Origin of the sequence: Streptomyces sp. NPDC058457, assembly GCF_042720695.1 — a bacterium.
GTDB lineage: Bacteria > Actinomycetota > Actinomycetes > Streptomycetales > Streptomycetaceae > Streptomyces.
In genome coordinates this window covers 1-21396 of record NZ_JBHXLU010000142.1, presented here as the reverse complement: position 1 = coordinate 21396, position 21396 = coordinate 1, and the positions used below count along the sequence as shown (strand labels likewise).

The following is a 21396-nucleotide window of genomic DNA, read 5'->3' as shown; positions in this document are numbered from 1 at the left end:
GTCCGGGGGGCGGAGCCCCCCGGGGTCTCACACCCGCATCGGCTGCGGGGACTCCCTGCGGGCGGGGTCCGGGCCGTCGTACTCGCGGATGATCTCGTAGCGGGTGTTGCGTTCCACCGGGCGGAAGCCCGCGTCACGGATGAGGTCCAGCAGGTCCTCACGGGTCAGCTTGTTCGGCGTACCGTAGTTGTCGGCGTCGTGAGTGATCTTGTACTCGACCACCGAGCCGTCCATGTCGTCGGCCCCGTGCTGGAGCGCCAGCTGCGCCGTCTGCACCCCGTGCATGACCCAGAAGACCTTGACGTGCGGGACGTTGTCGAAGAGGAGACGGGAGACCGCGAAGGTCTTCAGGGCCTCCGCGCCGGTCGCCATCTGGGTCCGCGCCTGGAGCCGGTTCCTGACCTTCCCGTCCTTCATGTCCACGAAGTCGTGCTGGTAGCGGAGCGGGATGAAGACCTGGAAGCCGTTCGTCTCGTCCTGGAGTTCGCGGAGGCGGAGGACGTGGTCCACCCGGTGCCTCGGCTCCTCGATGTGGCCGTACAGCATGGTGCACGGGGTCTTCAGACCCTTCTCGTGCGCCAGACGGTGGATCCGGGACCAGTCCTCCCAGTGGGTGCGGTGGTCCACGATGTGCTGCCGGACCTCCCAGTCGAAGATCTCCGCGCCACCGCCGGTGAGGGACTCCAGACCCGCGTCGATCAGCTCGTCGAGGATCTCGGAGGCGGACAGGCCGCTGATCGTCTCGAAGTGGTGGATCTCCGTCGCCGTGAAGGCCTTGAGGGAGACCTGCGGGAGGGCCGCCTTGAGCTCCCGCAGCGACCGGGGGTAATAGCGCCACGGCAGGTTCGGGTGCAGGCCGTTGACGATGTGCAGTTCGGTGAGGTTCTCGCCCTCCATCGCCTTGGCGAGCTTCACCGCCTCCTCGATGCGCATCGTGTACGCGTCCTTCTCGCCCGGCTTGCGCTGGAACGAGCAGTACGCGCAGGACGCGGTGCACACGTTCGTCATGTTGAGGTGCCGGTTGACGTTGAAGTGGACGACGTCGCCGTTCTTCCGCGTCCGCACCTCGTGGGCGAGGCCGCCGAGCCAGGCGAGGTCGTCCGACTCGTACAGCGCGATGCCGTCCTCGCGGGTCAGCCGCTCACCGGCCCTGACCTTCTCCTCCAGCTCACGCTTGAGCCCGACGTCCATGCCCACACCTTTCGTCACGACCACGACCACCCCACCGTACGACTAGACCTCTTCGGGCAGTTCCCCGACCCGGTTCTCCCACTTCGTGGACAGCACGATCGTGGTCCGGGTCCGGGAGACGCCCTTCGTCCCGGACAGCCGACGGATGGTCTTCTCCAGGCCGTCGACGTCCGTCGAGCGCACCTTGAGCATGAACGAGTCGTCGCCGGCGATGAACCAGCAGTCCTCGATCTCCGGCAGGTCCCGCAGCCGCTGCGCCACGTCCTCGTGGTCGGCGGCGTCCGACAGGGAGATGCCGATGAGGGCGATGACACCGAGGCCGAGCGAGGCCGCGTTGACGGTGGCGCGGTAACCGGTGATGACCCCGGCCGCCTCCAGCCGGTTGATGCGGTCGGTGACGCTGGGTCCCGACAGTCCGACGAGGCGGCCCAGCTCCGCGTACGAGGCCCGGCCGTTCTCCCTCAGGGCCTGGATGAGCTGCCTGTCCACGGCGTCCATGCGATCGAAGCCTTCCGCTGAAAGTTCCCGAAGTAGATGAGAGGTGGTGCAGAGGTGGTGCCGGGGGTGGTACGGGGGCGTGGTGCTACTTGTTCGCGCCGCCGAGGTCGCCCTCCCAGCGGCGGTAGAGCCGGTGCCCCACACCGGCCGCGTCCAGCACCCGGCCGGCGACGAAGTCGACCAGGTCCTGGATGTGGGTCGCGCCCGCGTAGAAGGCGGGTGAGGTGGGGACGACGACCGCGCCCAGGTCGTCCAGGGTGACCAGATGGCGCAGGGTCTGGCCGTTCAGCGGGGTCTCGCGGACGGCGACCACGAGGGGCCGGCGCTCCTTCAGGGTCACACTGGCCGCCCGCTGGAGCAGGTCCTTGGAGAGGCCGAGCGCGACCCCGGCGACGGCGGCGGTGGACGCCGGCACGATCAGCATGCCCTTCGTCGGGTACGACCCGGAGGACGGCCCGGCGGCCAGGTCCCCGGCGCTCCAGTACCGCACCCGCGCGAGGTCCGTCCGGAAGGTCCCCGGCTTGCCGTCGGCCCCCCGTGCCAGCCATTCCCCCAGGTCCTCCTCCCAGTGCGCGTCCCGGAAGGAGATCCCGGTCTCGTCCAGCAGGGTGAGCCGCGAGGCCCGGCTGACCACCAGGTCGACGCTCTCCCCCGCGTCCAGCAGGGCACGCAGCGCAGCAGCGGCATACGGCGTTCCGGACGCCCCGGACACCCCCACGATCCAAGGCACGCGCTGCGTTTCTCCTGCGTTCACACCTTGAGCGTACCGGTGGGAGGAGGGGTCTTCAGGACCGGTGGGGTGCCTTCGGATCGACGGGCAGGCGGGCGGTGCCGATCGTCAGTTTCCCGAGGGGGGAGTCGACGGTAAGGTCCGGGCCGTACGGGATGGTGTCGCGGCCGCGGTAGCCCTCCGGTCCGGGGTTCCACAAGGTCACGGCATGGCCCTGGAGCGGATCGAGGATCAGGTAGTTGGCGATGCCCCGCGATGCGTACCAGCGCGGCTTCACCTCGTAGTCCCGGCGGATGCTGCTGGGCGAAACGACCTCGGCAACGAACTCGATCAGGTCGGGCGAATATTCGCTCCGGTTCTCGGCCTCCGCTTCAGCTGGGATGACCGCCAGATCGGGACAGAACTCGTTGTCGTCGTCGAAGGGAAACGCCACGTGCGTGACCAGCGCCCACTCGGGGGCCAGCTGCGGCTCAAGCTCGCTCCAAGCACGCGTGATCGTCTTCCCGTGGAACGGCCTCACCGGGTTCATCACGATGCTGCCCTCGACAATCTCAGTCACATAGCCGGGGAACATGTCCTCCAGCTTGCTGAGCTGCGAGTGCAGGCGGTCAAGGTCCGAGACGGTCACGGTGGCCTCCTTGGTGTCCGGCACTCGATGGTAGGCCGCACAGTAGTGAGCCGGTCCGACCCAGGACAGTGAGCCGGTCCGACCCAGGACCGGGAGATCCTGCGGCGCGCACCCGAACAGGGCGCCGCCGACCAAGCTGTTGACATCACGGAACCGGCCCTCTGGACGCAGGGCATTCGGCGCCCCTCAGTCGGCCAGACGTCTCCTGCCGTCCTCGATCTCGTCCTGCCCGACGGCGGGAGCCCTCCAGGAAAATGTGGCCGTGCACGGCTTCCGGTCGATTCTGCGGAGTTCGACGGAAACGGGTCCCTGATAGAACTCGATGATGCGAGGAAGGGGAGCAGCCGAACTCACCTGGCGTTTCGTGCCGCCCACGACGAATGGATCAAGCCGGACGCCGCCGATGGTGAGGGCGACTTCGACGTCCGCTCCGGCGCACCCGCTTGTTTCGAGTTCTCCGTAGAGCCCCGCGACGGTCAGCCGTAGGTCCCGCTCGTCCCGCAGGTCCGTGCGCCGGACGGAATCCGGGGAAAGCCGCCAGGCGAGGAAGGCCGTCCTGACATCACAGATCGGGTGGCCCCCGGGCGGGCAGATCGCTTGCCGTACTTCTTCAGGTCTGTCGCCCGAGTGGTACACCAGCCCTCTCCCGAGCGTGGACACCGTGAAAGGCATCACTGCGCATCCACCGACCACGGCGAGCACGAGAAAGGCCTGACTCAAGGCCGGGACAAAGGGCCGCAGTAGGCGTTTCAGACGGTGCGCGCCCTGCTCTGGTTCTGTGGCCGCATGTCCCTCGGGGGGAGCCGAAGCGGTCGGGTCGGATGTCATGCCGCTCAACCGCTTCTGCAACCGCACGTGCCTGAACTGGTGTGCCGCCCCGGTCTCGCGCAGCACCCCGCGGGCGTGAGCGTCGTCGAGGAACTCCATGAGCCGCCAGTCAGCGGGTTGGCCAGAACCTCTTCCAACGGTGTCCCCGACCGGGCCCACACGTCGTCGAAGACCTCCTCCCAGCGGCCGCCGCCCTCCGGGTACGAGCCCAGCAGGAAATCGTGCGCCGCGTCGAGCCGCACCGGTTCGAGTTCCACGACGGCGGCCCTGGTGAAGAAATTGTTGGTGCGGTTGACGACGGCCTGGTACTCACGGCCTCGGCAGGTCACCACGAGGTGCGTGTGACCGATGGCCTCCTGGTCGATGGCTTTCACCGCCTGGGCACGCACCGGCGCGGGCAGCTCGTCCAGACCGTCCAGCACCAGCATCACCCGCTGGTCGTCGAGCAGGCGCTCCACGGCGTCCGGCCGTAATCGACTCCTCCGAACACGGGCTGGGCGGGGCTCGATCATCTGCATGATCTGCCGGACGATCCACGCTCGCAGGTCCACACCGGGGCGCCACGACGAGAGCGGCAGCAGCACCGGCACCGGCTCGTCCGGCCGCCGCGACTCCAGCCACTGCCAGGCGAGCAGCAGCGCCGTCACACTCTTCCCGGTACCGGGGTCGCCCAGCACAACCAGCTGACGACGATGCAGTCCACGCACCAGCTCTGCGACCTGAGTGACATCGCCCTTCAGCTCCAGCCGCGCTTCGGAGTCCTCTCCGTACTCGGAGGCCGAGGGCATCAGCGCGTCGGCCCGCGCCTGGACACGACGATCAGTGGTCGACAGAGTGATGCGAATCGGGCTGGGGTTCTCCAGTGCGCGCGCTTGGACCTCTCTCTTGATCCAGCGGTGGATCCGTGCGGCCAGCTCGTGTTCAGCGGCGGGGACGGGCGCTACGTGGTAGTTCAGGACGCCCTTGCCGAGAACCGGCGCGTGGTAGGTGCTGTGTCGGCCGTCGATGTGATCCGCGAAGGGGGAGGACGAAGGCTCATCGGGCATGGTCATCCCCCCGCCGCGCTCGGCCTCACTCTGTCCAAGTCGCCTGCCTCATCGCCGTTCCCGAGCCCGAGTGGGTTCTCGATGGTAGGGCGCGAGGCAGGCGCTGTCCCGGAATCCTCCCCTACTGGCAGGTGGGAACTACTGAGGGGAGGCAGCCGCAACCCGTCGCTTCAGACCGACAGGCCCCGGACCAGCAGGTCCAGCAGGGCGCACCCGAAGAGAGCAATGCCGATGAAGCCGTTGACGCTGAAGAAGGCGCGGTTCAGGCGGGAGAGGTCGTGGGGCCGGACGATGGAGTGTTCGTAGACGAAGGCGCCGGCGACGATCAGCAGGCCCAGCCAGAAGAACGCGCCGGCACCGGTCGCCACGGCGTACCAGACGAACAGGCCGGTCGTCAGCGCGTGGCACACCCGTGCGCCCCAGATCGCCGCCGGGATGCCGAAGCGGGCCGGGACCGACAGGACGCCGATCTCGCGGTCGGTCTCGACGTCCTGGCAGGCGTAGATCAGGTCGAAGCCGCCGATCCAGATGCCGACGGCGAGGCCGAGGATCACCGCGTCCCAGGACCACTCGCCGGTGATCGCCAGCCAGCCGCCGATCGGGCCCATGGCCTGGGCGAGGCCGAGGATGGCCTGGGGGAAGTTCGTGAACCGCTTCCCGTAGGGGTAGACCACCATCGGGATCACGGCGACGGGCGCGAGCGCCAGGCAGAGGGGGTTCAACAGGGCCGCCGAGCCCAGGAAGACCGCCACCGCGATCAGCGCGCCGGTCCAGGCGTGCTTCACGCTCATCGCACCGGTGACCAGCTCGCGGTGGGCGGTGCGCGGGTTCCGGGCATCGATCTCGCGGTCGATGATCCGATTCACCGCCATCGCGAACGTGCGCAGTCCGACCATGCAGATCGTGACAAGGAGCAGCCGCCCCCAGTGGACGTTCTTGTCCAGCTCGAACATCGCGGTCAGCGCGGCGATGTACGCGAAGGGCAGCGCGAACACCGAGTGCTCGATCATCACCAGCCGCAGGAAGGCCTTGGTGCGTCCCGGCTGCGGGAGTGCTGCGGAGGCGGAGCTCACAGACCGTACTCCTTCCAGCGGCGGTCGACCTTCGCCGCCGTATCCGGGTCCGGCAGGACCATGTCCGGCCAGCCCCCGTCCCTCGTGTAGCCCTCCTCGGGCCACTTCTTCGTCGCGTCGATACCCGCCTTGCCGCCCCAGAACTGCTGGTAGGAGGCGTGGTCGAGGTGGTCGACGGGGCCTTCGACGACCGTGAGGTCACGGGCGTAGTCGGTGTTGCCGAGGGCCCGCCAGGCGACCTCGTGCAGGTCGTGGACGTCGCAGTCGGAGTCGACGACCACGATCAGCTTGGTGAGGGACATCATGTGCGCCCCCCAGATCGCGTGCATGACCTTCTGCGCGTGCTTCGGGTACTTCTTGTCGATCGAGACGATCGCGCAGTTGTGGAAGCCGCCGGCCTCGGGGAGGTGGTAGTCCACGATGTCGGGAACGATGATCTTCAGGAGGGGGAGGAAGAAGCGCTCGGTGGCACGGCCGAGGGGACCGTCCTCCGTCGGGGGGCGGCCGACGACGATCGACTGGAGGAGCGGGCGCTTGCGCATCGTCACGCAGTCGATGGTCAGCGCCGGGAACGGCTCCTGCGGGGTGTAGAAGCCGGTGTGGTCGCCGAACGGGCCCTCGGGGAGCATCTCGCCCGGCTCCAGCCAGCCCTCCAGGACGACCTCGGCGTTGGCCGGGACCTGGAGCGGGACCGTCTTGCAGTCGACCATCTCGATCCGCCTGCCCGCGATGAACCCGGCGAAGAGGTACTCGTCGATGTCGCCGGGGAGCGGGGCGGTGGAGGCGTAGGTGACGGCGGGCGGGCAGCCGAAGGCGATCGCGACCGGGAGCCGCTCTCCCTTCCGCGCCGCCACCTGGTAGTGGTTGCGGCTGTCCTTGTGGATCTGCCAGTGCATACCGATCGTGCGCCTGTCGTGACGCTGGAGCCGGTAGAGGCCCAGATTCCGGATGCCGGTCTCGGGGTCCTTGGTGTGGGTGAGCCCCAGGTTGAAGAAGGAGCCGCCGTCCTGCGGCCAGGTGAACAGGGCCGGGAGCTGGTCGAGGTCGACGTCCTCGCCCGTGAGGACCACCTCCTGGACGGGCGCGTGGTCGGACTTCACCTTCTTCGGCGGTACGTGCGTCATCGCACCGAGCTTCCCGAACGCCTCGCGCACGCCGACGAAGCCGTGCGGCAGCTCGGGGCGCAGCAGCCCGCCGATCTTCTCGGAGATCTCGCCGTACGACTTCAGGTCCAGGGCCTTCAGCAGCCGCCGGTCGGTGCCGAACACGTTCATCGCGAGGGGCATGCTCGACCCCTTCACGTTCTCGAAGAGCAGGGCCGGTCCGCCGGCCTTCTGCACCCGGTCGACGATCTCCCCGACCTCCAGGTACGGGTCGACCTCGGCCTTGACACGCTTGAGGTCTCCCTCGCGCTCCAGTGCCCGGAGCAGGGAGCGAAGATCGTCGTAAGCCATGTGTCCCAGTATCGGCCACCCGGGGTCCGGGCCCGGTCACCGCCCCCTGCATACTCGTCGGCCGTGAGACGTCATCGCCGGTTACCGCTGCTCGCCCTGCTCCTCGTGCTTCCGCTCGCCGCCTGTGCGCCGCCGCGGGAGGCCGGCGGCTCGCCCGTCTCCCCGCTGACCCGGGTGCCGGCCGCCGACCGGAAGACGGCCCCTGACCTCACCGGCAGCAGCCTCGACGGCAGGGCGGTCAGCCTCGCCGGGTACCGGGGCAAGGTCGTCGTGCTGAACGTCTGGGCGTCCTGGTGCGGGCCCTGCCGTGCAGAGGCGCCCGAACTGTCCAAGGCGCAGCAGGAGTTGGCGGCCAAGGGGGTCCAGGTGCTCGGGGTGGACACGGACGCCCGGCGGGACAGCGGGTGCGCGTTCCAGGACGAGCACGACCTGGTGTACCCGAGCCTGCACGACCCCGGCAGCCACAAGCTGGTCCGGCTGCCGAAGGGGTACCTGCCGCAGGCGCTGCCGTACACCCTGTTCATCGACCGGGACGGGAGGATCGCCGCGAAGTACCTGAGCCCGCTGACGGCGGCCGACGTGCGCAGCATCACCCGGCCGCTGCTGGCGGAGTAGCGCGGCCCCGGTCCGGCTCAGTTCCCGTTGCCGTCCAGGCACTTGGCGCCGCCCCTGATCGGTGCCACCAGGTGGCTCAGGTCCACCAGCACCGCGTCGATGCCGGTCACCGAACCGGCGACGGAGACCTCCACGGCGGGGCTGCGGCCGTAGGTGACGAGTTTCCTGCGCCCGTCGGCGGCCGTCTTGCGCCACACCCAGTCGACGCCGTCCACGCTGACGCAGGCGTCCGTGGTCGGTGCCGGCGGGTTCACGCCGCAGCGCAGCTCAACCGTCCCGTGCCCCCAGACCGCGAGCCCCTCGAACGACACCCGGTCCCGGTCGGCGCCCCCGAGCCGGCCGGGATAACGCCCGGCGAGCCGCGCACACGCCGGGTCCTTCGCGAACGGCCCCTGGACCAGCCCGAACACCGGCGAGTCCAGCTCACCGGCGACCAGTCCGGCACCGGCCAGCAGTCCGGCCACGGCCAGTCCGGCCGCCGCCCGGCTCCTGCGGGACCGCCCGCTCCCCGGCACCCGTCTCCCGCGAGGCCGGGCGCCCACGATCATGGCCACCGCTGGTCCCCCTCCCATTCAGAGGAGAACCATGATGCCCGGGTACCGATCCGCGGGCCGGGTCACCCGCTAGTCTGGCCGCCATGCTCAGGTATCTGCCCTACTTGCTGGTCCTCGCGCTGTGGATCTACGCCTTCGTGGACTGCCTGAACACCCCCGAGGACGAGGTCCGCGCCCTGCCGAAGCTGGCGTGGGTGTTCGTCATCCTGCTCTTCGGCGAGGTCCTGGTCGGCCCGGTGGCCTGGCTGATCGCGGGCAGGACCCGTCAGCCGCGAGAGCACTGGGTCGCACCTGACGACAACCCGGAGTTCCTGAAGTCCCTGAAGCCGGAGGACCCGCGCACCGACTGACGCCGGTCACCGATCGGACTCCTCGGTGCGGGACCGCGAAGGCGCCTCAGGGCGACGGCGGGAGTCGGTCCAGGCCCGGTAGAGGGCGGCCAGGGCCGCGCTCCCCGTGGTCAGGGCAGTGGTCGAGACACCGCTCAGGAGCAGTACGACGCCCGCGGTCACGACGACCAGGAAGGCCACCAGGTCGAGCCGTGGGTTCGGGTGTCGGGGGTTTCGGTTCGTGGTCATGGCCGGTCGGCCTGCCTTCCGAGTGGGCCGCCCCCGCCGGTCGGGGGTGCTGACTCGGTTGTAACCAGGACGCGGGGCGTTCGGTGCGGGTCTTTGTTGCCGGACCGTGGGGAACGGAGAAAGCGCAGGTCAAGAATTTTTTCCGGAGCGTCCGAGCGGCTGCCCGGTAGCCTGGAGAGCATGGCTGAGCAGGGGGACGCACGGCGCGGACGGCCACCGAAGGGCGTGGATCTGCCCGGACTTGATCCACACCTGCGCGAATTCGCCCGGGATCTGGGGCAGCTGAAGGGGGATCAGACCCTCGAAGAGCTCGAACGGGAACTGAGCTGGTCCCGCTCGGAGTTCTCCAAGGCCTTCACCGCGAAAAAGCTGCCGCCCCTGCCTCTGGTCCTCGCGCTCGCCGCACATGCCGGAGCGGACCCGGAGGAGTGGCGGCTCAGATGGGCGGTGGCCTATGAGCAGTTGCGGTCGGTCGGCCGCACCGACCTGACCCCCAGCCGCCTGCGCCCCTCGGACCGGGCCGCGTTGCAAGCCGCGGCCGAGGAGGCCGAGGCCCTGCTCCTCACGATCGAGGCAAGGATCGCGGAGTCGCGCCGCAGCGCCCTGCTCAGGGCCGAACCGCTGTTGGCCGAACTGGACGAGGGCCTGCCCACCACCACCTCCAAGCAGGGCAGGAACGCGGCGGTCTGCTGGATCGACCTCACGGACTACCTGCGGCGGCTCGTGCTCGTCTTCGACCCTCGTCCGATCCCCACCGGGGACGACGGTCACGCCGGCATCGACGCCGTCCTGCCCCGGCTCGCCGGACTCGCCGAGCTGACCGGCCTCCCGGAGTGGCGCGAACTCGCCGACCAGCTCGGCAAGACCTTCCGGACGGCCCAGGTCACCGGGTGGGTGGACACCGACCCCACGTACGGCGCGCCTCCCGTCTACGGCGACGAGTTCGCCGGGTATCGCGCCAGGGCCGGCCGCATCGCCTCGGAGCTGGCGCGGACCACCGCCTATCTGCCCCAGACCGCGGTGCTCCTGCCCGCCGCACCGGTCGACCGTGACCGCTACGACCCGCCTCGCAGCAAGTACCGCGGTGAACTGATCGGCAGCGTCGCACTCGTGCCCGTGGCCGTCCTGCCTCTTGCCCTCTTCCACGCGCCGGGACCCGTCTGGTGCTTCGTCCTGGGATTCCTGTTCCTGCTCGCCGTCGGCGCCGCGGCGGGGATGCGCACGGCCCGCCGCGACTGAGCCCTACAGCAGCGCCTTCGCCTGCGCCGCCGTCAACGCCCGCTGGAACACCTGGACCTGCTTGATCGAGCCGGGGAACCAGTCGGTGGGACCGGCGGGGCCGGTGGCGCGGCCGATGGTCAGGGGGCCGGGGGCCGCGATGGGGTTGGTGTCGTTGATGCCGGCCTCCTGGATGCCGCCGACGTACAGGAGGAGCTGGTTGCGCAGGCCCTCGTAGACGCCGACCAGGTGGGTCCAGGTCCCGGGCTCGGGGACGCTGTACGACAGGGCGCGCAGGCCGGGGCGGGCGAAGGCCCAGCGGTTCTCCGCGGGCGAGTACTGGAGGTAGAAGCCGCTGGTGTCCCCCGCGTCCTGGCCGACGGCGGTGGCGAAGGACGCCGGCCTGCCGGTCAGGCACACCCACGCCGAGACGGTGAAGCCGCGGCCCCTGCCGGTGCGGAGCACCTGTCCCCGGGTCACGACCTGGCTGGAGCCGCCGTCGAACAGGGCGGACCCGTCCTTGCCCCGGCCCCAGCCGACCGCGGTCGCGGCGCCGTCGTAGCGGCCGGTGTCGTCGGCGGCGACCGTCCCGGAGGTCTCGTCCAGCGGCCACGCGGCGAGCGGCGACGGCACGGAGACGGCACCGGCGGAGCGCCGCACGGGCTTCGCGCTGCCGCCCCGGTTGAGGACGTGCGCGACCGGTACGGCCCCGAGCGCGGCGACCGCGAGGGCTCCCCCGGAGACGAGCAGCGCACGGCGGTGCACGCCGCCCGGCGGAACCGGCGGGGCCGACCGTGCCGGGTGACCGGGCGGGTGGCGGCGGGCGCGGGCGCACGGTTCGCGAGGTCGGGGTCGAGGTCGAGGTCGGTTCGGGGGTCCGCCGCCGGTCGCGCGAGGAGGGCGGTGGTGTCCGCGGCGGGGGCGATCCGGGTCAGGATCTCGCGCGGGGTGGGCCGGTGGGCCGGATCCTTCGCCAGGCAGTCGGCGATGAGGGCGGCGAGGGCCGGGTCGGTGACGGCGCCGATGTCGGGTTCGTCGTGCACGACCCGGTACAGCAGGGCGGGGGTCGGCCCGTCACCGAAGGGGTTGCCGCCCGTGGCCGCGTACGTGAGGACCGCGCCCAGTGCGAACACGTCGCTCGCGCCGGTCACCTCCCCGCCCGCGACCTGCTCCGGCGACATGAAACCGGGCGAGCCCACCATGAGCCCGGCCCGCGTGATGGTGACGGACTCGACGCTGCGGGCGATGCCGAAGTCGATGACCCGCGGCCCGTCCTCGGCGAGCAGCACGTTCGACGGCTTGAGATCCCGGTGCACCAGTTGCGCCGCGTGGATGGAGGTGAGCGCCTCGGCCAGCCCCGCGGCGAGCGCGAGTACGCTCGCGGCGGGCAGCGGCCCCCGCTCGGCCACCGCCTCCTGCAACGAGGGCCCGGCGATGTAGCTGGTGACCAGCCACGGCAGCGGGGCGTCCGGGTCCGCGTCCACGACCGGCGCCGTGAACGCGCCGCTGACCTTGCGCGCGGCCTCCACCTCACGGCGGAAACGGGACCGGAACTCCGGCTGCCCCGCGACCAGTTCGGCGTGTACGACCTTCACGGCGACGGCCCGGCCGCCCGGCGAGCGCCCGAGGTACACCCGGCCCATCCCGCCCGCGCCGAGCCGCCTCAGCAGCTGGTACTCCCCGACGGAGCGCGGATCGCCCGGCTCCAGAGCTGCCACGATCCCTCCCGTGCCGCTTGCTCCCCAAGACGCGGTCAGCATAGGACCGGGACGCGCGACGAATGACCAATTCCCGCCCCTGTACGGCAAGTTGCCCTCCGGTCTGCCCTTCAGGACGCCACCGGGACATAAATCGCACCATTTAACACGTGTTGGTGAAAACATGAGGTAAGCGTCTAATGCCGGGTTCATATGCCGAAGATCCCCCCGGAACCACCTCCGGCAGCGTGGAAAGGGATGACCGTGGCAGACAGCAAGGTCGAGAAGGCGAAGAAGGCCGCCGGGTCCATCGGACTAGTGACCCCTGCGGGCGCGCGGCCGACCGCGCAGGCGCCCTCGGCCGACGAGGAGTGGCAACTGCCGGGCGGCAGCGCCCGGGTGTACTACGGGCAGGGCCAGAAGGGCGTGGTCCGGCCGGTCGTCCTCGCCGACGGGTTCGACCTCGGACCGACCGACTACGACTGGCTCTGGGACGGGCTCGAGAACGGCCGGTTCCCGTTCGTGAGCGAACTGCGGCGCCGGGGGCGCACGTTGGTCCTCGTCGGGTTCGACGAGCGCAGCGAGTCGATCCTCCGGAACGCCGAGACGGTGTTCGCCGCCATCCTCCGGACCGTCGCGGAGCAACTGGGCGACTCCCGGCTGCTCGTCGGCGGGTTCAGCATGGGCGGCCTGGTCACCCGGTACGCGCTGGCCAAGATGGAGACGCAGCGCATCGACCACCGGGTCGGCGTCCACCTGTCGTTCGACAGCCCGCACCGGGGGGCCTGGATTCCGATCGGCCTCCAGGCCTTCGCGCACTACCTCGCCCCGCACGACGACACCTACCTGCGGCAGATCAGCAGCCCGGCCGCGCAGCAGCTGCTCTGGCGCCATCTGGACGCCGTGGACGGCACGCCCAGGGAGAGCGCACTGCGGACCGCGTTCAAGGAAGAGCTCCAGCGGGTCGGCGGCTGGCCCCGCATCCCGCGCCTGCTCGCGGTGTCCAGCGGACGCGGCGACGGGACGGGCAACGGCGTCCGCGCCGGCGCGAAGACACTCAGCTGCGCCGGGCCGCTCTTCGACGGCACCCGCTTCCTCGCCCAGGCGAAGGGCCAGAAGACCGAGGTCGCCGTACTGAACGGCGCACTCGGCGGACCGCACTCGATCGCCACGAGCGGCTTCCCCGAACTCGACGGCGCGCCGGGCGGCACGCTGGAGTCCTTCGGCCTCCTCGCGGACACGCTCGCGGCGGCCGGCGAGAACGCCGACATCGCACACCGGAGCGTGTGCTTCGTGCCGTCCGTCAGCGCGGTCTCCATCCGCGACCTGGACCAGCAGGACGACCTGTACGCCGACATCGACAACCTCCCGCCGGAGGAGTCCGACGTCGACGACTTCCTGCTCTCCTCGAAGAACGAGGCGCACGCCCTGATGACCGAGGAGCTCGCCGAGTGGATCCTGGACCGGCTCCCCGACTGACCGGCCCGCTTCACCCCCGTCGGCAAAGGCGGCCCGGGCGCTGCACCGCACCAGCAGCACCGGGCCGCCGGCACATCGCCCCCCTCAATGGCAGCGCTCAGCAGGGCGCGTCGGGAAGGTGGTCCCTCGCCCACTCGCCGAGCGTCTTCAGCGACGGCTCCAGCGCGGCCCCCGCGGCCGTCAGGCGGTACGCGACCCGCAGCGGCGGACCCTCGTCGACCTCGCGCACCACGAGCCCCGCCGCGCCGAGTTCGGTGAGCCGGTCGGAGAGCATGCGTTCGCTGATGCCGGGGATGGCGCGGCGCAGGTTGGCGAAGTGCGTGGGCTGGTCCATCAGGACGGACAGGATCGGGCCGTTCCAGCGCTTGCCCAGCACTTGGAAGACGCGCGTGATGCCGGCGTCCACGCCTTTGCACGCTTCCGGGTCATGGGCCTGCTCCAACGCCATGGGATCAGGGTACCGCCCCACCACAGGTGGGGGCTGAAAAAAAGTAAGCACCTGTGTTATCTATAGCTGAGTACGAATTCTCAGTCCCTGCGGCTCTGCCGTGGGCCCGTGTATCCGGAGACATCTCATGGCCACCCTTCTCCACATCGACTCGTCCCTCCTCCCCGGCGGGGCCTCCTCCTCCCGTGCCGTCACCGACGCCTTCCGCACGGCCTGGCTGGCGCAGCACCCCGACGGCACCGTGATCTACCGCGACCTGGCGGCGGACCCGGTGCCGCACCTGAACGCGGCCGCCCACACCGCCGGTTTCGCCGACCCCGCCACCCACACCCCCGAGCAGGCGGACGCCTTCGCGGCCCGGGTGCGGCTGATCGAGGAGCTGGAACAGGCGGACGCGGTGCTGATAGGCGCCCCGATGTACAACTTCACGATCCCGTCGACCCTCAAGGCGTGGCTGGACAACGTGGTCCTGTTCAACCGCACGATGGGCGAGACCCCCTCCGCCAAGGGCACCCCGGTCACCGTGGTGGCCAGCCGCGGCGGCTCGTACGCGCCGGGCACCCCGCGCGAGCCGTTCGAGTACGTCCAGAACTACCTGACCGCGCTGCTGTCCGAAGGTCTCGGCCTGGACGTCGACTTCATCGTGCCGGAGCTGACCATGGCCCCGCAGAACCCGGCGATGGCCGAGCTCGTACCGCTCTACGAGGCCTCCCGCGACCGCGCCCTCCAGGACGCGGCCAGCAAGGCGAAGGAGCTGGCGGACCGCCTCGCCGCGTAACGCACGCACCGGCCTCCGGCCCCCCGTTCCGGGGCCGGTTGCGCCGATCGGCCCAGCAGCGGATGCGGGCCCGGTTGCGGGCGGTTGTTATGGACGGGTTCGCACCCCCTATGCAGGAGGCTTTCATGCGCATCCGCGCTCTCGCCGCCACCGGCGCCATCGCCGCCACTCTCGTTCTCGCCGGCACCACCGCCGCCTACGCCGACGACCACGGTGGCGGCGGCGCCACCGCCCACGCCGCCGCGATCGGCAGCCCGGGCGTACTGTCGGGCAACGTCGTCCAGGTACCGATCAACATCCCGATCAACGTGTGCGGCAACAGCATCAACGTCATCGCCCTGCTCAACCCGACCGGCGGCAACGTCTGCATCAACCACTGACGGACCCGTCAGTTCCTGACCCAGCTGTTCGAGGGAACTTCCGGAGGCCGCCGAGCCTCCGGAACTCCCCGACTGCGTGCAGGTTGTACGCCGGTGAGCCGTCCGAAGCGGACAGTGCGCCCCTGGGCCGCACCGGGAGCGATCCCGACACTTACCTCGTATGACGACTGCTCCCGCCGGTTCCACCACCAGCATCGCGCCCGAGTACGGCGACCGGGTCATCGCCGTGGAGGCGGCGGGCTCGGAACCCATCCCCGACGCCGAACGCCACGGCAGCCCGCTCCAGTTGCTGTGGACCTGGGCGTCCCCCAACATCGAGTTCGCGACCGTCTACATCGGCGTGATCGCGGTCCTCTTCTTCGGCCTGGACTTCTGGACGGCGACCGCCGCGATCCTGCTGGGCACCGCGCTCGGCGCGGTCACCCAGGGCGTGCTGTCACTGGACGGGCCGCGGTTCGGCGTCCCGCAGATGGTGATCGGCCGCTTCTCCTTCGGCTTCCTCGGCAACATCCTGCCCTCCGCCGCCAACGGCCTGCTCGCGGGCGTCGGCTGGTTCGCCGTGAACAGCGTGAGCGCGGCCTTCGCCCTCAACACACTGACCGGCCTGCGCCCCCTCCCCTCCCTTCTCCTCGTCGTGGTCGCCGAGATCCTGATCGGCTTCATCGGCCACAACTTCGTGCACACCTTCGAGAAGTACGCGTTCCCGGCGCTGGCGGTGGTCTTCCTGCTGGCCGGGGTGTGGACCTTCAAGGACGCGGACCTCGGCGGGGGCGGCTCGGGCGGCGGCATCGGCGGCTTCCTGCTCGCGTTCAGCGCGGCCTGGGGCTACGCGGCCGGCTGGAACCCGTACGCCACCGACTACTCCCGCTACCTGCCGCGCACCGCGAACAAGGCGAGGACGGTCCTGTGGCCGGCCGTCGGCCTGTTCGTGTCGGTCTCGATCGTCGCCGTCATCGGCGCGGCCTCGGCCACCATCATCGCCCCGAAGGACGCCACCCCGACGGCCGCCTTCACCGGCCACCTCCCCGGCTGGCTCGGTGACCTCGTCCTGCTCGCCATCATGCTCGGCGGCGTCTCGGCGAACGCCCTCAACGTGTACTCCGGCGCGATCTCCATCGCCTCCTTCGGCCTGAAGCTCCCCACCTGGCTGAGCCGCAGCGCCCTGGTCGTGGTGTCGGGCATCGTCGGTACGGCGGCCGCCTGGGCCTCGCTGGACGACGCGGGCGCGGCCTACGAGGCGTTCCTGCTGGTCATCGCCTACTGGGTGGCGCCCTGGCTGGGAGTGGTCCTGGTGGAGCGGTGGCTCCAGGGCCGTACGGCGACGGACGAGGAACTGTCGGCCCGCCTGGCCGACCGCTCCTTCACCAACTGGACCGGTCTCGCCGCCCTGCTGATCGGTGTCGCGGTCTCCGTCCCGCTCTTCTCCAACCAGGAGGACTACGTGGGCTGGGTGCCGAAGCACCACCCCGCCTTCGGCGACATCACGCCGGTGGTCGGCTTCGCGGTGAGCGCCCTGCTGTACGCGGCGCTGCGACGACGCTCCCGGACTGCCTAGAAAACGGGGCGAGGGGGGTGGGTCGACCACTGTTGCGGGGGTCCACCGACGGGTGTTGCATGGCAGGGAGAGGCGCCGGCGCGCCTCTGCGCAGCCGCATCCGTGTTCTGCCGGTGCCACCTCGAAACAGGGAGACTCACCGATGGAAACGCACGGGCCCATGCACAGCCGTCGTCAGTTCCTCGGTGCCGCCGCCACAGCTGCTGTGGCGGGCCGGTTCGGCATCAGGGGACGTACCCGGGCGGGAGCTCACAGCACGGCCGGTTCCCCGGCCCCGCCGTCGTTCGGTCCGGTGAAGCAGATCAACGCCGGGGAGCTGAACGTGGGGTACGTCGAAGCCGGACCCGCGAACGGCCAGCCGGTCATACTCATGCACGGCTGGCCCTACGACATCCACAGCTACGAAGCGGTCACGCCACTGCTCGCGGCGAAGGGATACCGGGTGGTCGTCCCCTATCTGCGCGGCCATGGCAGCACGCGGTTCCTGTCGGAGAGAACACCCAGGAACGCCCAGCAGTCGGCGTTCGCCGTCGACATCATCGCCCTGATGGACGCCCTCAAGACAGAGAGACCTATTCTCGCCGGATACGACTGGGGATCTCGGACGGGCGACATCATTGCGGCGCTCTGGCCGGAACGCTGCAAAGCACTGGTCTCCGTGACCGGATATCTGATAGCGAACGTCGAGGCCAACAAAATGCCGTCGCCTCCGAAGAGTGAATGGGCATGGTGGTATCAGTACTACTTCGCCACCGAAAGAGGTGTGCGCGGCCTCGACGAGTACCGACGCGATCTGGCCGAACTGGTCTGGAAGTTCAACTCTCCGACATGGCGTTTCGACAACGCGACATTCGATCGCACGGCAGCGGCCTTCGACAACGTGGACTACGTCGATATCGTGATCGACAATTATCGGTGGCGGCTCGGCCTCGCAGAAGGCGAGCGCCAGTATGACGACCTCGAAAAGCGCCTCGCCGCAGCACCGGTCATCAAAGTGCCGACGATCACCATCGACGGAAAGCACGACCCGTTCACACCTCCGGGAAACGGATCGGCCTATCGCGACAGGTTCGCAGGCGCATACGAGCACCGGACCCTGGACGTGGGACACAACGTTCCGCAGGAGGACCCGGGGGGCTTTGCCGCGGCTGTCGTGGCAGTCAACGGGTTCTGACCGGGTCGGGACCTACCAGGTCTGCTCGGAGGCGCGGACGAGGATCTCGTTGACGGAGACCCTGCGGTCGCGCGTGACCACGAACGAGACCGCGTCCGCGATGTCCTCGGGGCGCAGCATCTCCATCCCGGCCAGCTGCTGATCCAGCGACGCCCTGATGTCGTCCCGCGAGTGGGTGACGAACTCGGTGTCCACCGTCCCCGGTTCGACCACGCTCACGCGCAGTCGCTGCCGCATGACCTCCTGGCGCAGGGCCTCGGTGAACGCGTTCACGCCGAACTTCGTCATGCTGTAGACCGCCGTGCCCGGCCGGGCCACCCGCCCGGCGGTGGAGCTGATGTTGACCAGGTCGGCGACCCGGCGGGGGGAGTCCTCCGCCGCGCGCAGCAGATGCGGCAGCGCCGCGTGGGTGACGTTCAGGAGGCCCTGCATGTTCACCGCCAGCATGCGCTCCCATTCCTGCGCGGGTGCGTCGAGGACCGGTCCGGCCATTCCCACGCCGGCGTTGTTGACCAGGACGTCCAGGCGGCCGAGTTCGGCCAGGACACGCTCCACGGCGGCCGTCGCCTGTTCCTGTTCCGTGATGTCGGCCGCCACCACGAGCGCCGCTCCGCCCTCGGCGCGGATCTTTCCGGCCAGTTCCTCCAGCCGGCCGCGGCGCCGGGCGACGACCGCGACGGCGGCGCCCTCGGCGGCGAGGCTCAGGGCGGTCGCCTGGCCGATGCCGCTGCTGGCGCCGGTCACGAGGGCAACGGTGTTCTGCAGACGTGCGGACATGACTGTCTCCTTGGTTCGGTTCGGGGTGGTTCAGATGCGGGACGGTTCGGACCGGATCGGATCCAGGCCGGTGGCGCAAGCACACGGGCCGTCGTACCCTCATATCCGGAACCGGTTCCGGTTCGCCTTCGAGAGTAAGCGGAACCCGTTCCGCTTTGCAAGCGTGACAGGAAGGGGGTCGGCGGTGACCGGCCACGAGGGGGACACGGCGCGGCCCCGCAGGGCGCTGCGCGCGGACGCGCAACGCAACGAGGACCGACTGCTGGAGGCGGCTGCGGCCGCCTTCGCCCGGCAGGGAGCGGATGCCTCGGTCAAGGACATCGCCCGGGCGGCCGGCGTGGGCGTCGGCACCCTCTACCGCCGGTTCCCGTCCAAGGAACTCCTCATCGAGGCGATCTACCGAGAGGAGGTGCAGCGCCTGTGCGAGGCGGCACCGGACCTGACAGCCGTACTGCCGCCGGCGGAGGCGCTGCGGACGTGGATGGAGCGCTTCATCGACTTCATGGCAGCCAAGCACGGCATGGCTGAGGCGCTGGCCGTGGTGCTGACCGACGACAGCGAGAAGCTGCACACCCGGACCCTGCTCGCCGACGCCATCGCCCACCTGCTGACCACAGCGCAGGGACAGTCGGTGACACGGCCAGGGGTCGCTGCCCAGGACGTGCTGATGGCCCTGGGCGGGATCAGCCTCATCGCCGCCAGCGAGGAGCAGCGCGCCCTGGCCACCAGGCTGATCGACCTGCTCCTGCACGGCATCGTGACGAACTGAGGCGTCCCCGGAGGCCGGTTCCTCTTCGGGCACCATGTCGCTCCCGGTACCGGGGGACGACCGGCGGTCGGGGCGAGTGGTACTAGTCGTCGTCCCTCAGCCGCCGCCAGATCCGGCTGCGGTGCAGCAGGAAGAGCGAGCCGACCACGGCGACCAGCTGGAGCCCCACGGCGAGCAGCCAGAACTCGTCCCTGGTCTCCAGCCGGTTCGTCAGGAACTCGAAGTTCATGCCGAAGAAACCGGTCAGGAACGACAGCGGCAGGAAGATCACCGACACGATGGCCAGCCGGTTGATCACCCCGTTCTGTTCGCCCGCGACCAGGGAGCCGTAACTGGCGAAAGCCCGGCGGGTGGCGTCCTGGAGGGACTCGATGTCCGCGAGGACCAGGCGCGCCGCCCGCTGGAACTCCTGAGCGAGCCGCTGCCGCTCCACCGGGAAGTCAGGGCTCATCATCCTGCGGGTGATCACCTCGTCGACCCCCTGGAGGTAGGGCAGCAGCGCGTGGTGCAGGACGGCGGAGTGGCGGCGCAGCTGGGACAGCCGGTAGATCTGCTCGGGGCGTCGCGCCTCGAACATGTCGTCCTCCACCTCCTCCACCTGGAGCAGCGCCTCCACCGCGGCCCGGCGGAACGTCGAGAGCGCCTCCTGAAGCAGCAGGAACAGCGCGGCCACCGCGTCGCGCGGCCGCTCCCGCCGCACCAGTGCCGTGATGTCCCCCGCCAGGCCGGCCCGGCGACCCCAGTGGACGACCACCAGAAAGCGTTCGGAGGCCAGGGCGTGCACATGGTGGACCTGGCCGCCACGGACCACCGGCACGACGAACCCGGCGGTGTCGCCCAGGAACTCGGCCCGCGGGGATCCGTCCGGCCGGGCGAACCACTCCAGGTCCTCGTCGTCCAGCCCGAGCTGCCGGACCACCGGCTCCTCAGCCGGTACCTCCTCCTCGGGCAGTTCGACGCCGAGGAGCAGGAACGGATCCGTGGCGAGCCGCCGACGCGCCTCCTGCACGGAGACCCGCGTCGTGCCCCCGTCCGGCACCGACACCACCGTTACGATCATCGCCCTCACCGCTGATCCCGTCGCCCACGCTCCCAGCCTGCGTGCGCCCCGCGGTACGCGCACGCGCTGCCGCCGCCGACCAGGTGCGGGCCGTCCGGGCGAGGCGGCGGGCCGGTACGGCATGGTGCCCGGGGCCGCGGCGCCCCGCGGCCGATGCTGAGGGCTCCCCCGCTGTCTCCCCCTGGCAGGAGAGGCCCGTGACCGATCCCAGCCCCCGAGTGACCCCGAGGCCGGCCTCCGTCACGGCGGGCGACGACATTCCCGCCCCCGGGGTCATCGGCATCGGACTCGCCGCGGTGCTGACGTTCGCGCTGGCCCAGGGCTCATGGCAGTGGTTCGCCAGCTTCATCGGGGTGACGCTGCTCGCGGTGCTGGCCGCCTTCCAGCGCCGGGCGGCCTGGACGCCGGACCTCCGCTCGCCCTACCTGCGCGGCCTGGTCGCGTACGCGCTGGTCGTCGGCCTGTGCGTGGCGATCGCGCTCGCGCCCCTGCTGCAACGGCAGGCCTGGCTGTTCCCGATGCCCGGCACCCGCGACGACTGCGAACTGAGCGGCCGGTACCAGGCCCTCCAGGTGAAGGCCGCCCTGGGAGACCTGGCCGGCACCGACGGCGCCGCCCTGGCGTTCGCCCAGCAGACCCAGGCCCGCAAGGCCGTCGCCGAGTGCCTCGCGGCCACGACCACCCTGTGGCTGCCGCTGTACGGACTGGCCGTGGCCCTGCTGGTGGGAACGGCCGCCTGGTTCCGCGACCGGGCCCGAACCCGCGCCTAGCTGTACTCGGCCAAGAGGTTGGTGACTCGCGTCGGTAGTTGATCAAGAGAAGACCTCCGGGCGTAGTGGAGATGCCTGTCTTCACCACAACCGGAG

General features: G+C 70.4%; 25 protein-coding genes. 10 read left to right on the top strand and 15 right to left on the bottom strand.

What is annotated here, in order from left to right; translation table 11 throughout:
* Window positions 1-27 precede the first annotated feature (27 nt).
* The 8 genes from mqnE to ACFWPS_RS51605 form a co-directional block, all read right to left on the bottom strand.
* Window positions 28-1191 carry an aminofutalosine synthase MqnE gene (gene mqnE, locus ACFWPS_RS51640; RefSeq protein ID WP_383720841.1) on the bottom strand — a complete coding sequence of 388 codons (1164 nt, stop codon included), beginning with the start codon at window positions 1189-1191 and terminating at the stop codon, window positions 28-30.
* Between the two features lie 42 nt (window positions 1192-1233).
* Complete coding sequence (locus ACFWPS_RS51635) at window positions 1234-1689, bottom strand: Lrp/AsnC family transcriptional regulator (protein WP_073901832.1); 456 nt, start codon at window positions 1687-1689, stop codon at window positions 1234-1236.
* An 85-nt stretch (window positions 1690-1774) separates the two neighbouring features.
* Window positions 1775-2419, bottom strand: a complete 645-nt coding sequence (locus ACFWPS_RS51630) for a UbiX family flavin prenyltransferase (RefSeq protein WP_383720839.1) — start codon at window positions 2417-2419, stop codon at window positions 1775-1777.
* A gap of 55 nt (window positions 2420-2474) precedes the next feature.
* Window positions 2475-3047 carry a Uma2 family endonuclease gene (locus ACFWPS_RS51625; protein WP_383720837.1) on the bottom strand — a complete coding sequence of 191 codons (573 nt, stop codon included), beginning with the start codon at window positions 3045-3047 and terminating at the stop codon, window positions 2475-2477.
* 186 nt (window positions 3048-3233) lie between these two features.
* Window positions 3234-3749, bottom strand: coding sequence for a hypothetical protein (locus ACFWPS_RS51620; protein WP_383720834.1), 516 nt, complete (start codon window positions 3747-3749; stop codon window positions 3234-3236).
* A 131-nt stretch (window positions 3750-3880) separates the two neighbouring features.
* Entirely contained in the window at window positions 3881-4921 is a 1041-nt protein-coding gene (locus ACFWPS_RS51615) for an NACHT domain-containing protein (protein WP_383720831.1), read from the bottom strand.
* 170 nt (window positions 4922-5091) lie between these two features.
* Complete coding sequence (gene mqnP, locus ACFWPS_RS51610; RefSeq protein WP_383720828.1) at window positions 5092-5994, bottom strand: menaquinone biosynthesis prenyltransferase MqnP; 903 nt, start codon at window positions 5992-5994, stop codon at window positions 5092-5094.
* The gene (locus ACFWPS_RS51605; protein ID WP_383720826.1) at window positions 5991-7448 is read right to left on the bottom strand and encodes a menaquinone biosynthesis decarboxylase; all 1458 of its coding nucleotides are present in this window, start codon (window positions 7446-7448) and stop codon (window positions 5991-5993) included. Before ACFWPS_RS51605 ends, mqnP begins: the two co-directional genes overlap by 4 nt.
* A gap of 63 nt (window positions 7449-7511) precedes the next feature.
* Between ACFWPS_RS51605 and ACFWPS_RS51600 the strand changes: the two genes are divergently transcribed.
* On the top strand, window positions 7512-8063 hold the full coding sequence (locus ACFWPS_RS51600; protein WP_383720823.1) for a TlpA family protein disulfide reductase: 552 nt from the start codon (window positions 7512-7514) through the stop codon (window positions 8061-8063).
* A 17-nt stretch (window positions 8064-8080) separates the two neighbouring features.
* Here ACFWPS_RS51600 and ACFWPS_RS51595 read toward each other — a convergent pair whose 3' ends face one another.
* The gene (locus ACFWPS_RS51595; RefSeq protein ID WP_383720844.1) at window positions 8081-8611 is read right to left on the bottom strand and encodes a DUF3515 family protein; all 531 of its coding nucleotides are present in this window, start codon (window positions 8609-8611) and stop codon (window positions 8081-8083) included.
* 89 nt (window positions 8612-8700) lie between these two features.
* Here ACFWPS_RS51595 and ACFWPS_RS51590 point away from each other — a divergent pair, with 89 nt between their 5' ends.
* The gene (locus tag ACFWPS_RS51590) at window positions 8701-8967 is read left to right on the top strand and encodes a PLD nuclease N-terminal domain-containing protein (protein WP_383720820.1); all 267 of its coding nucleotides are present in this window, start codon (window positions 8701-8703) and stop codon (window positions 8965-8967) included.
* A gap of 6 nt (window positions 8968-8973) precedes the next feature.
* Here the strand turns inward: ACFWPS_RS51590 and ACFWPS_RS51585 are convergent, their stop codons facing one another.
* A complete protein-coding gene (locus ACFWPS_RS51585) occupies window positions 8974-9195 on the bottom strand; it encodes a hypothetical protein (RefSeq protein WP_383720817.1) in 222 nt (73 codons plus the stop codon).
* Between the two features lie 180 nt (window positions 9196-9375).
* Between ACFWPS_RS51585 and ACFWPS_RS51580 the strand changes: the two genes are divergently transcribed.
* Window positions 9376-10434, top strand: a complete 1059-nt coding sequence (locus ACFWPS_RS51580; RefSeq protein ID WP_383720814.1) for a hypothetical protein — start codon at window positions 9376-9378, stop codon at window positions 10432-10434.
* Between the two features lie 3 nt (window positions 10435-10437).
* On the opposite strand, the gene ACFWPS_RS51575 is transcribed toward ACFWPS_RS51580, so the two are convergent.
* Together ACFWPS_RS51575 and ACFWPS_RS51570 are read right to left on the bottom strand one after the other, a co-directional pair.
* On the bottom strand, window positions 10438-10893 hold the full coding sequence (locus ACFWPS_RS51575; protein ID WP_383720811.1) for a LamG domain-containing protein: 456 nt from the start codon (window positions 10891-10893) through the stop codon (window positions 10438-10440).
* Entirely contained in the window at window positions 10890-12131 is a 1242-nt protein-coding gene (locus tag ACFWPS_RS51570; protein ID WP_383720808.1) for a serine/threonine-protein kinase, read from the bottom strand. Before ACFWPS_RS51570 ends, ACFWPS_RS51575 begins: the two co-directional genes overlap by 4 nt.
* 243 nt (window positions 12132-12374) lie before the next feature.
* On the opposite strand from ACFWPS_RS51570, the gene ACFWPS_RS51565 reads away from it, so the two are divergent.
* Window positions 12375-13589 carry an esterase/lipase family protein gene (locus tag ACFWPS_RS51565; RefSeq protein WP_383720805.1) on the top strand — a complete coding sequence of 405 codons (1215 nt, stop codon included), beginning with the start codon at window positions 12375-12377 and terminating at the stop codon, window positions 13587-13589.
* A gap of 97 nt (window positions 13590-13686) precedes the next feature.
* Here the strand turns inward: ACFWPS_RS51565 and ACFWPS_RS51560 are convergent, their stop codons facing one another.
* Complete coding sequence (locus tag ACFWPS_RS51560) at window positions 13687-14037, bottom strand: winged helix-turn-helix transcriptional regulator (protein WP_383720802.1); 351 nt, start codon at window positions 14035-14037, stop codon at window positions 13687-13689.
* 127 nt (window positions 14038-14164) lie between these two features.
* On the opposite strand from ACFWPS_RS51560, the gene ACFWPS_RS51555 reads away from it, so the two are divergent.
* The 4 genes from ACFWPS_RS51555 to ACFWPS_RS51540 all read left to right on the top strand — a co-directional run bounded on the left by ACFWPS_RS51555 (window position 14165) and on the right by ACFWPS_RS51540 (window position 17924).
* Window positions 14165-14815 carry an FMN-dependent NADH-azoreductase gene (locus ACFWPS_RS51555; RefSeq protein WP_383720799.1) on the top strand — a complete coding sequence of 217 codons (651 nt, stop codon included), beginning with the start codon at window positions 14165-14167 and terminating at the stop codon, window positions 14813-14815.
* Between the two features lie 125 nt (window positions 14816-14940).
* Entirely contained in the window at window positions 14941-15195 is a 255-nt protein-coding gene (locus tag ACFWPS_RS51550) for a chaplin (RefSeq protein WP_383720796.1), read from the top strand.
* Window positions 15196-15355: 160 nt separating this feature from the next.
* On the top strand, window positions 15356-16750 hold the full coding sequence (locus ACFWPS_RS51545; RefSeq protein WP_383720793.1) for a purine-cytosine permease family protein: 1395 nt from the start codon (window positions 15356-15358) through the stop codon (window positions 16748-16750).
* Window positions 16751-16910: 160 nt separating this feature from the next.
* Complete coding sequence (locus ACFWPS_RS51540; RefSeq protein ID WP_383720843.1) at window positions 16911-17924, top strand: alpha/beta fold hydrolase; 1014 nt, start codon at window positions 16911-16913, stop codon at window positions 17922-17924.
* Between the two features lie 12 nt (window positions 17925-17936).
* Here the strand turns inward: ACFWPS_RS51540 and ACFWPS_RS51535 are convergent, their stop codons facing one another.
* Window positions 17937-18701 carry an SDR family NAD(P)-dependent oxidoreductase gene (locus ACFWPS_RS51535; RefSeq protein WP_383720790.1) on the bottom strand — a complete coding sequence of 255 codons (765 nt, stop codon included), beginning with the start codon at window positions 18699-18701 and terminating at the stop codon, window positions 17937-17939.
* Window positions 18702-18885: 184 nt separating this feature from the next.
* Here ACFWPS_RS51535 and ACFWPS_RS51530 point away from each other — a divergent pair, with 184 nt between their 5' ends.
* Window positions 18886-19470 (top strand): TetR/AcrR family transcriptional regulator, encoded by a 585-nt coding sequence (locus ACFWPS_RS51530; RefSeq protein WP_383720787.1) that lies wholly within the window; start codon window positions 18886-18888, stop codon window positions 19468-19470.
* Between the two features lie 82 nt (window positions 19471-19552).
* Here ACFWPS_RS51530 and ACFWPS_RS51525 read toward each other — a convergent pair whose 3' ends face one another.
* Window positions 19553-20530: a CorA family divalent cation transporter gene (locus ACFWPS_RS51525; protein WP_383720783.1), complete on the bottom strand. Its 978-nt coding sequence runs from the start codon at window positions 20528-20530 to the stop codon at window positions 19553-19555.
* Window positions 20531-20727: 197 nt separating this feature from the next.
* Here ACFWPS_RS51525 and ACFWPS_RS51520 point away from each other — a divergent pair, with 197 nt between their 5' ends.
* Entirely contained in the window at window positions 20728-21300 is a 573-nt protein-coding gene (locus ACFWPS_RS51520) for a hypothetical protein (protein ID WP_383720780.1), read from the top strand.
* Window positions 21301-21396 lie beyond the last annotated feature (96 nt).

Excerpts from the sequence above, each read along its gene's own strand:
- ACFWPS_RS51585 (WP_383720817.1), bottom strand. The coding sequence starts at position 9,195 with ATGACCACGAACCGAAACCCCCGACACCCGAACCCACGGCTCGACCTG.
- ACFWPS_RS51555 (WP_383720799.1), top strand. The coding sequence starts at position 14,165 with ATGGCCACCCTTCTCCACATCGACTCGTCCCTCCTCCCCGGCGGGGCC.
- ACFWPS_RS51615 (WP_383720831.1), bottom strand. The coding sequence starts at position 4,921 with ATGCCCGATGAGCCTTCGTCCTCCCCCTTCGCGGATCACATCGACGGC.
- ACFWPS_RS51525 (WP_383720783.1), bottom strand. The coding sequence starts at position 20,530 with ATGATCGTAACGGTGGTGTCGGTGCCGGACGGGGGCACGACGCGGGTC.
- ACFWPS_RS51540 (WP_383720843.1), top strand. The coding sequence starts at position 16,911 with ATGCACAGCCGTCGTCAGTTCCTCGGTGCCGCCGCCACAGCTGCTGTG.
- ACFWPS_RS51635 (WP_073901832.1), bottom strand. The coding sequence starts at position 1,689 with ATGGACGCCGTGGACAGGCAGCTCATCCAGGCCCTGAGGGAGAACGGC.
- ACFWPS_RS51560 (WP_383720802.1), bottom strand. The coding sequence starts at position 14,037 with ATGGCGTTGGAGCAGGCCCATGACCCGGAAGCGTGCAAAGGCGTGGAC.
- mqnE (WP_383720841.1), bottom strand. The coding sequence starts at position 1,191 with ATGGACGTCGGGCTCAAGCGTGAGCTGGAGGAGAAGGTCAGGGCCGGT.
- ACFWPS_RS51590 (WP_383720820.1), top strand. The coding sequence starts at position 8,701 with ATGCTCAGGTATCTGCCCTACTTGCTGGTCCTCGCGCTGTGGATCTAC.
- ACFWPS_RS51605 (WP_383720826.1), bottom strand. The coding sequence starts at position 7,448 with ATGGCTTACGACGATCTTCGCTCCCTGCTCCGGGCACTGGAGCGCGAG.
- ACFWPS_RS51535 (WP_383720790.1), bottom strand. The coding sequence starts at position 18,701 with ATGTCCGCACGTCTGCAGAACACCGTTGCCCTCGTGACCGGCGCCAGC.
- ACFWPS_RS51550 (WP_383720796.1), top strand. The coding sequence starts at position 14,941 with ATGCGCATCCGCGCTCTCGCCGCCACCGGCGCCATCGCCGCCACTCTC.
- ACFWPS_RS51545 (WP_383720793.1), top strand. The coding sequence starts at position 15,356 with ATGACGACTGCTCCCGCCGGTTCCACCACCAGCATCGCGCCCGAGTAC.
- ACFWPS_RS51580 (WP_383720814.1), top strand. The coding sequence starts at position 9,376 with ATGGCTGAGCAGGGGGACGCACGGCGCGGACGGCCACCGAAGGGCGTG.
- ACFWPS_RS51595 (WP_383720844.1), bottom strand. The coding sequence starts at position 8,611 with ATGATCGTGGGCGCCCGGCCTCGCGGGAGACGGGTGCCGGGGAGCGGG.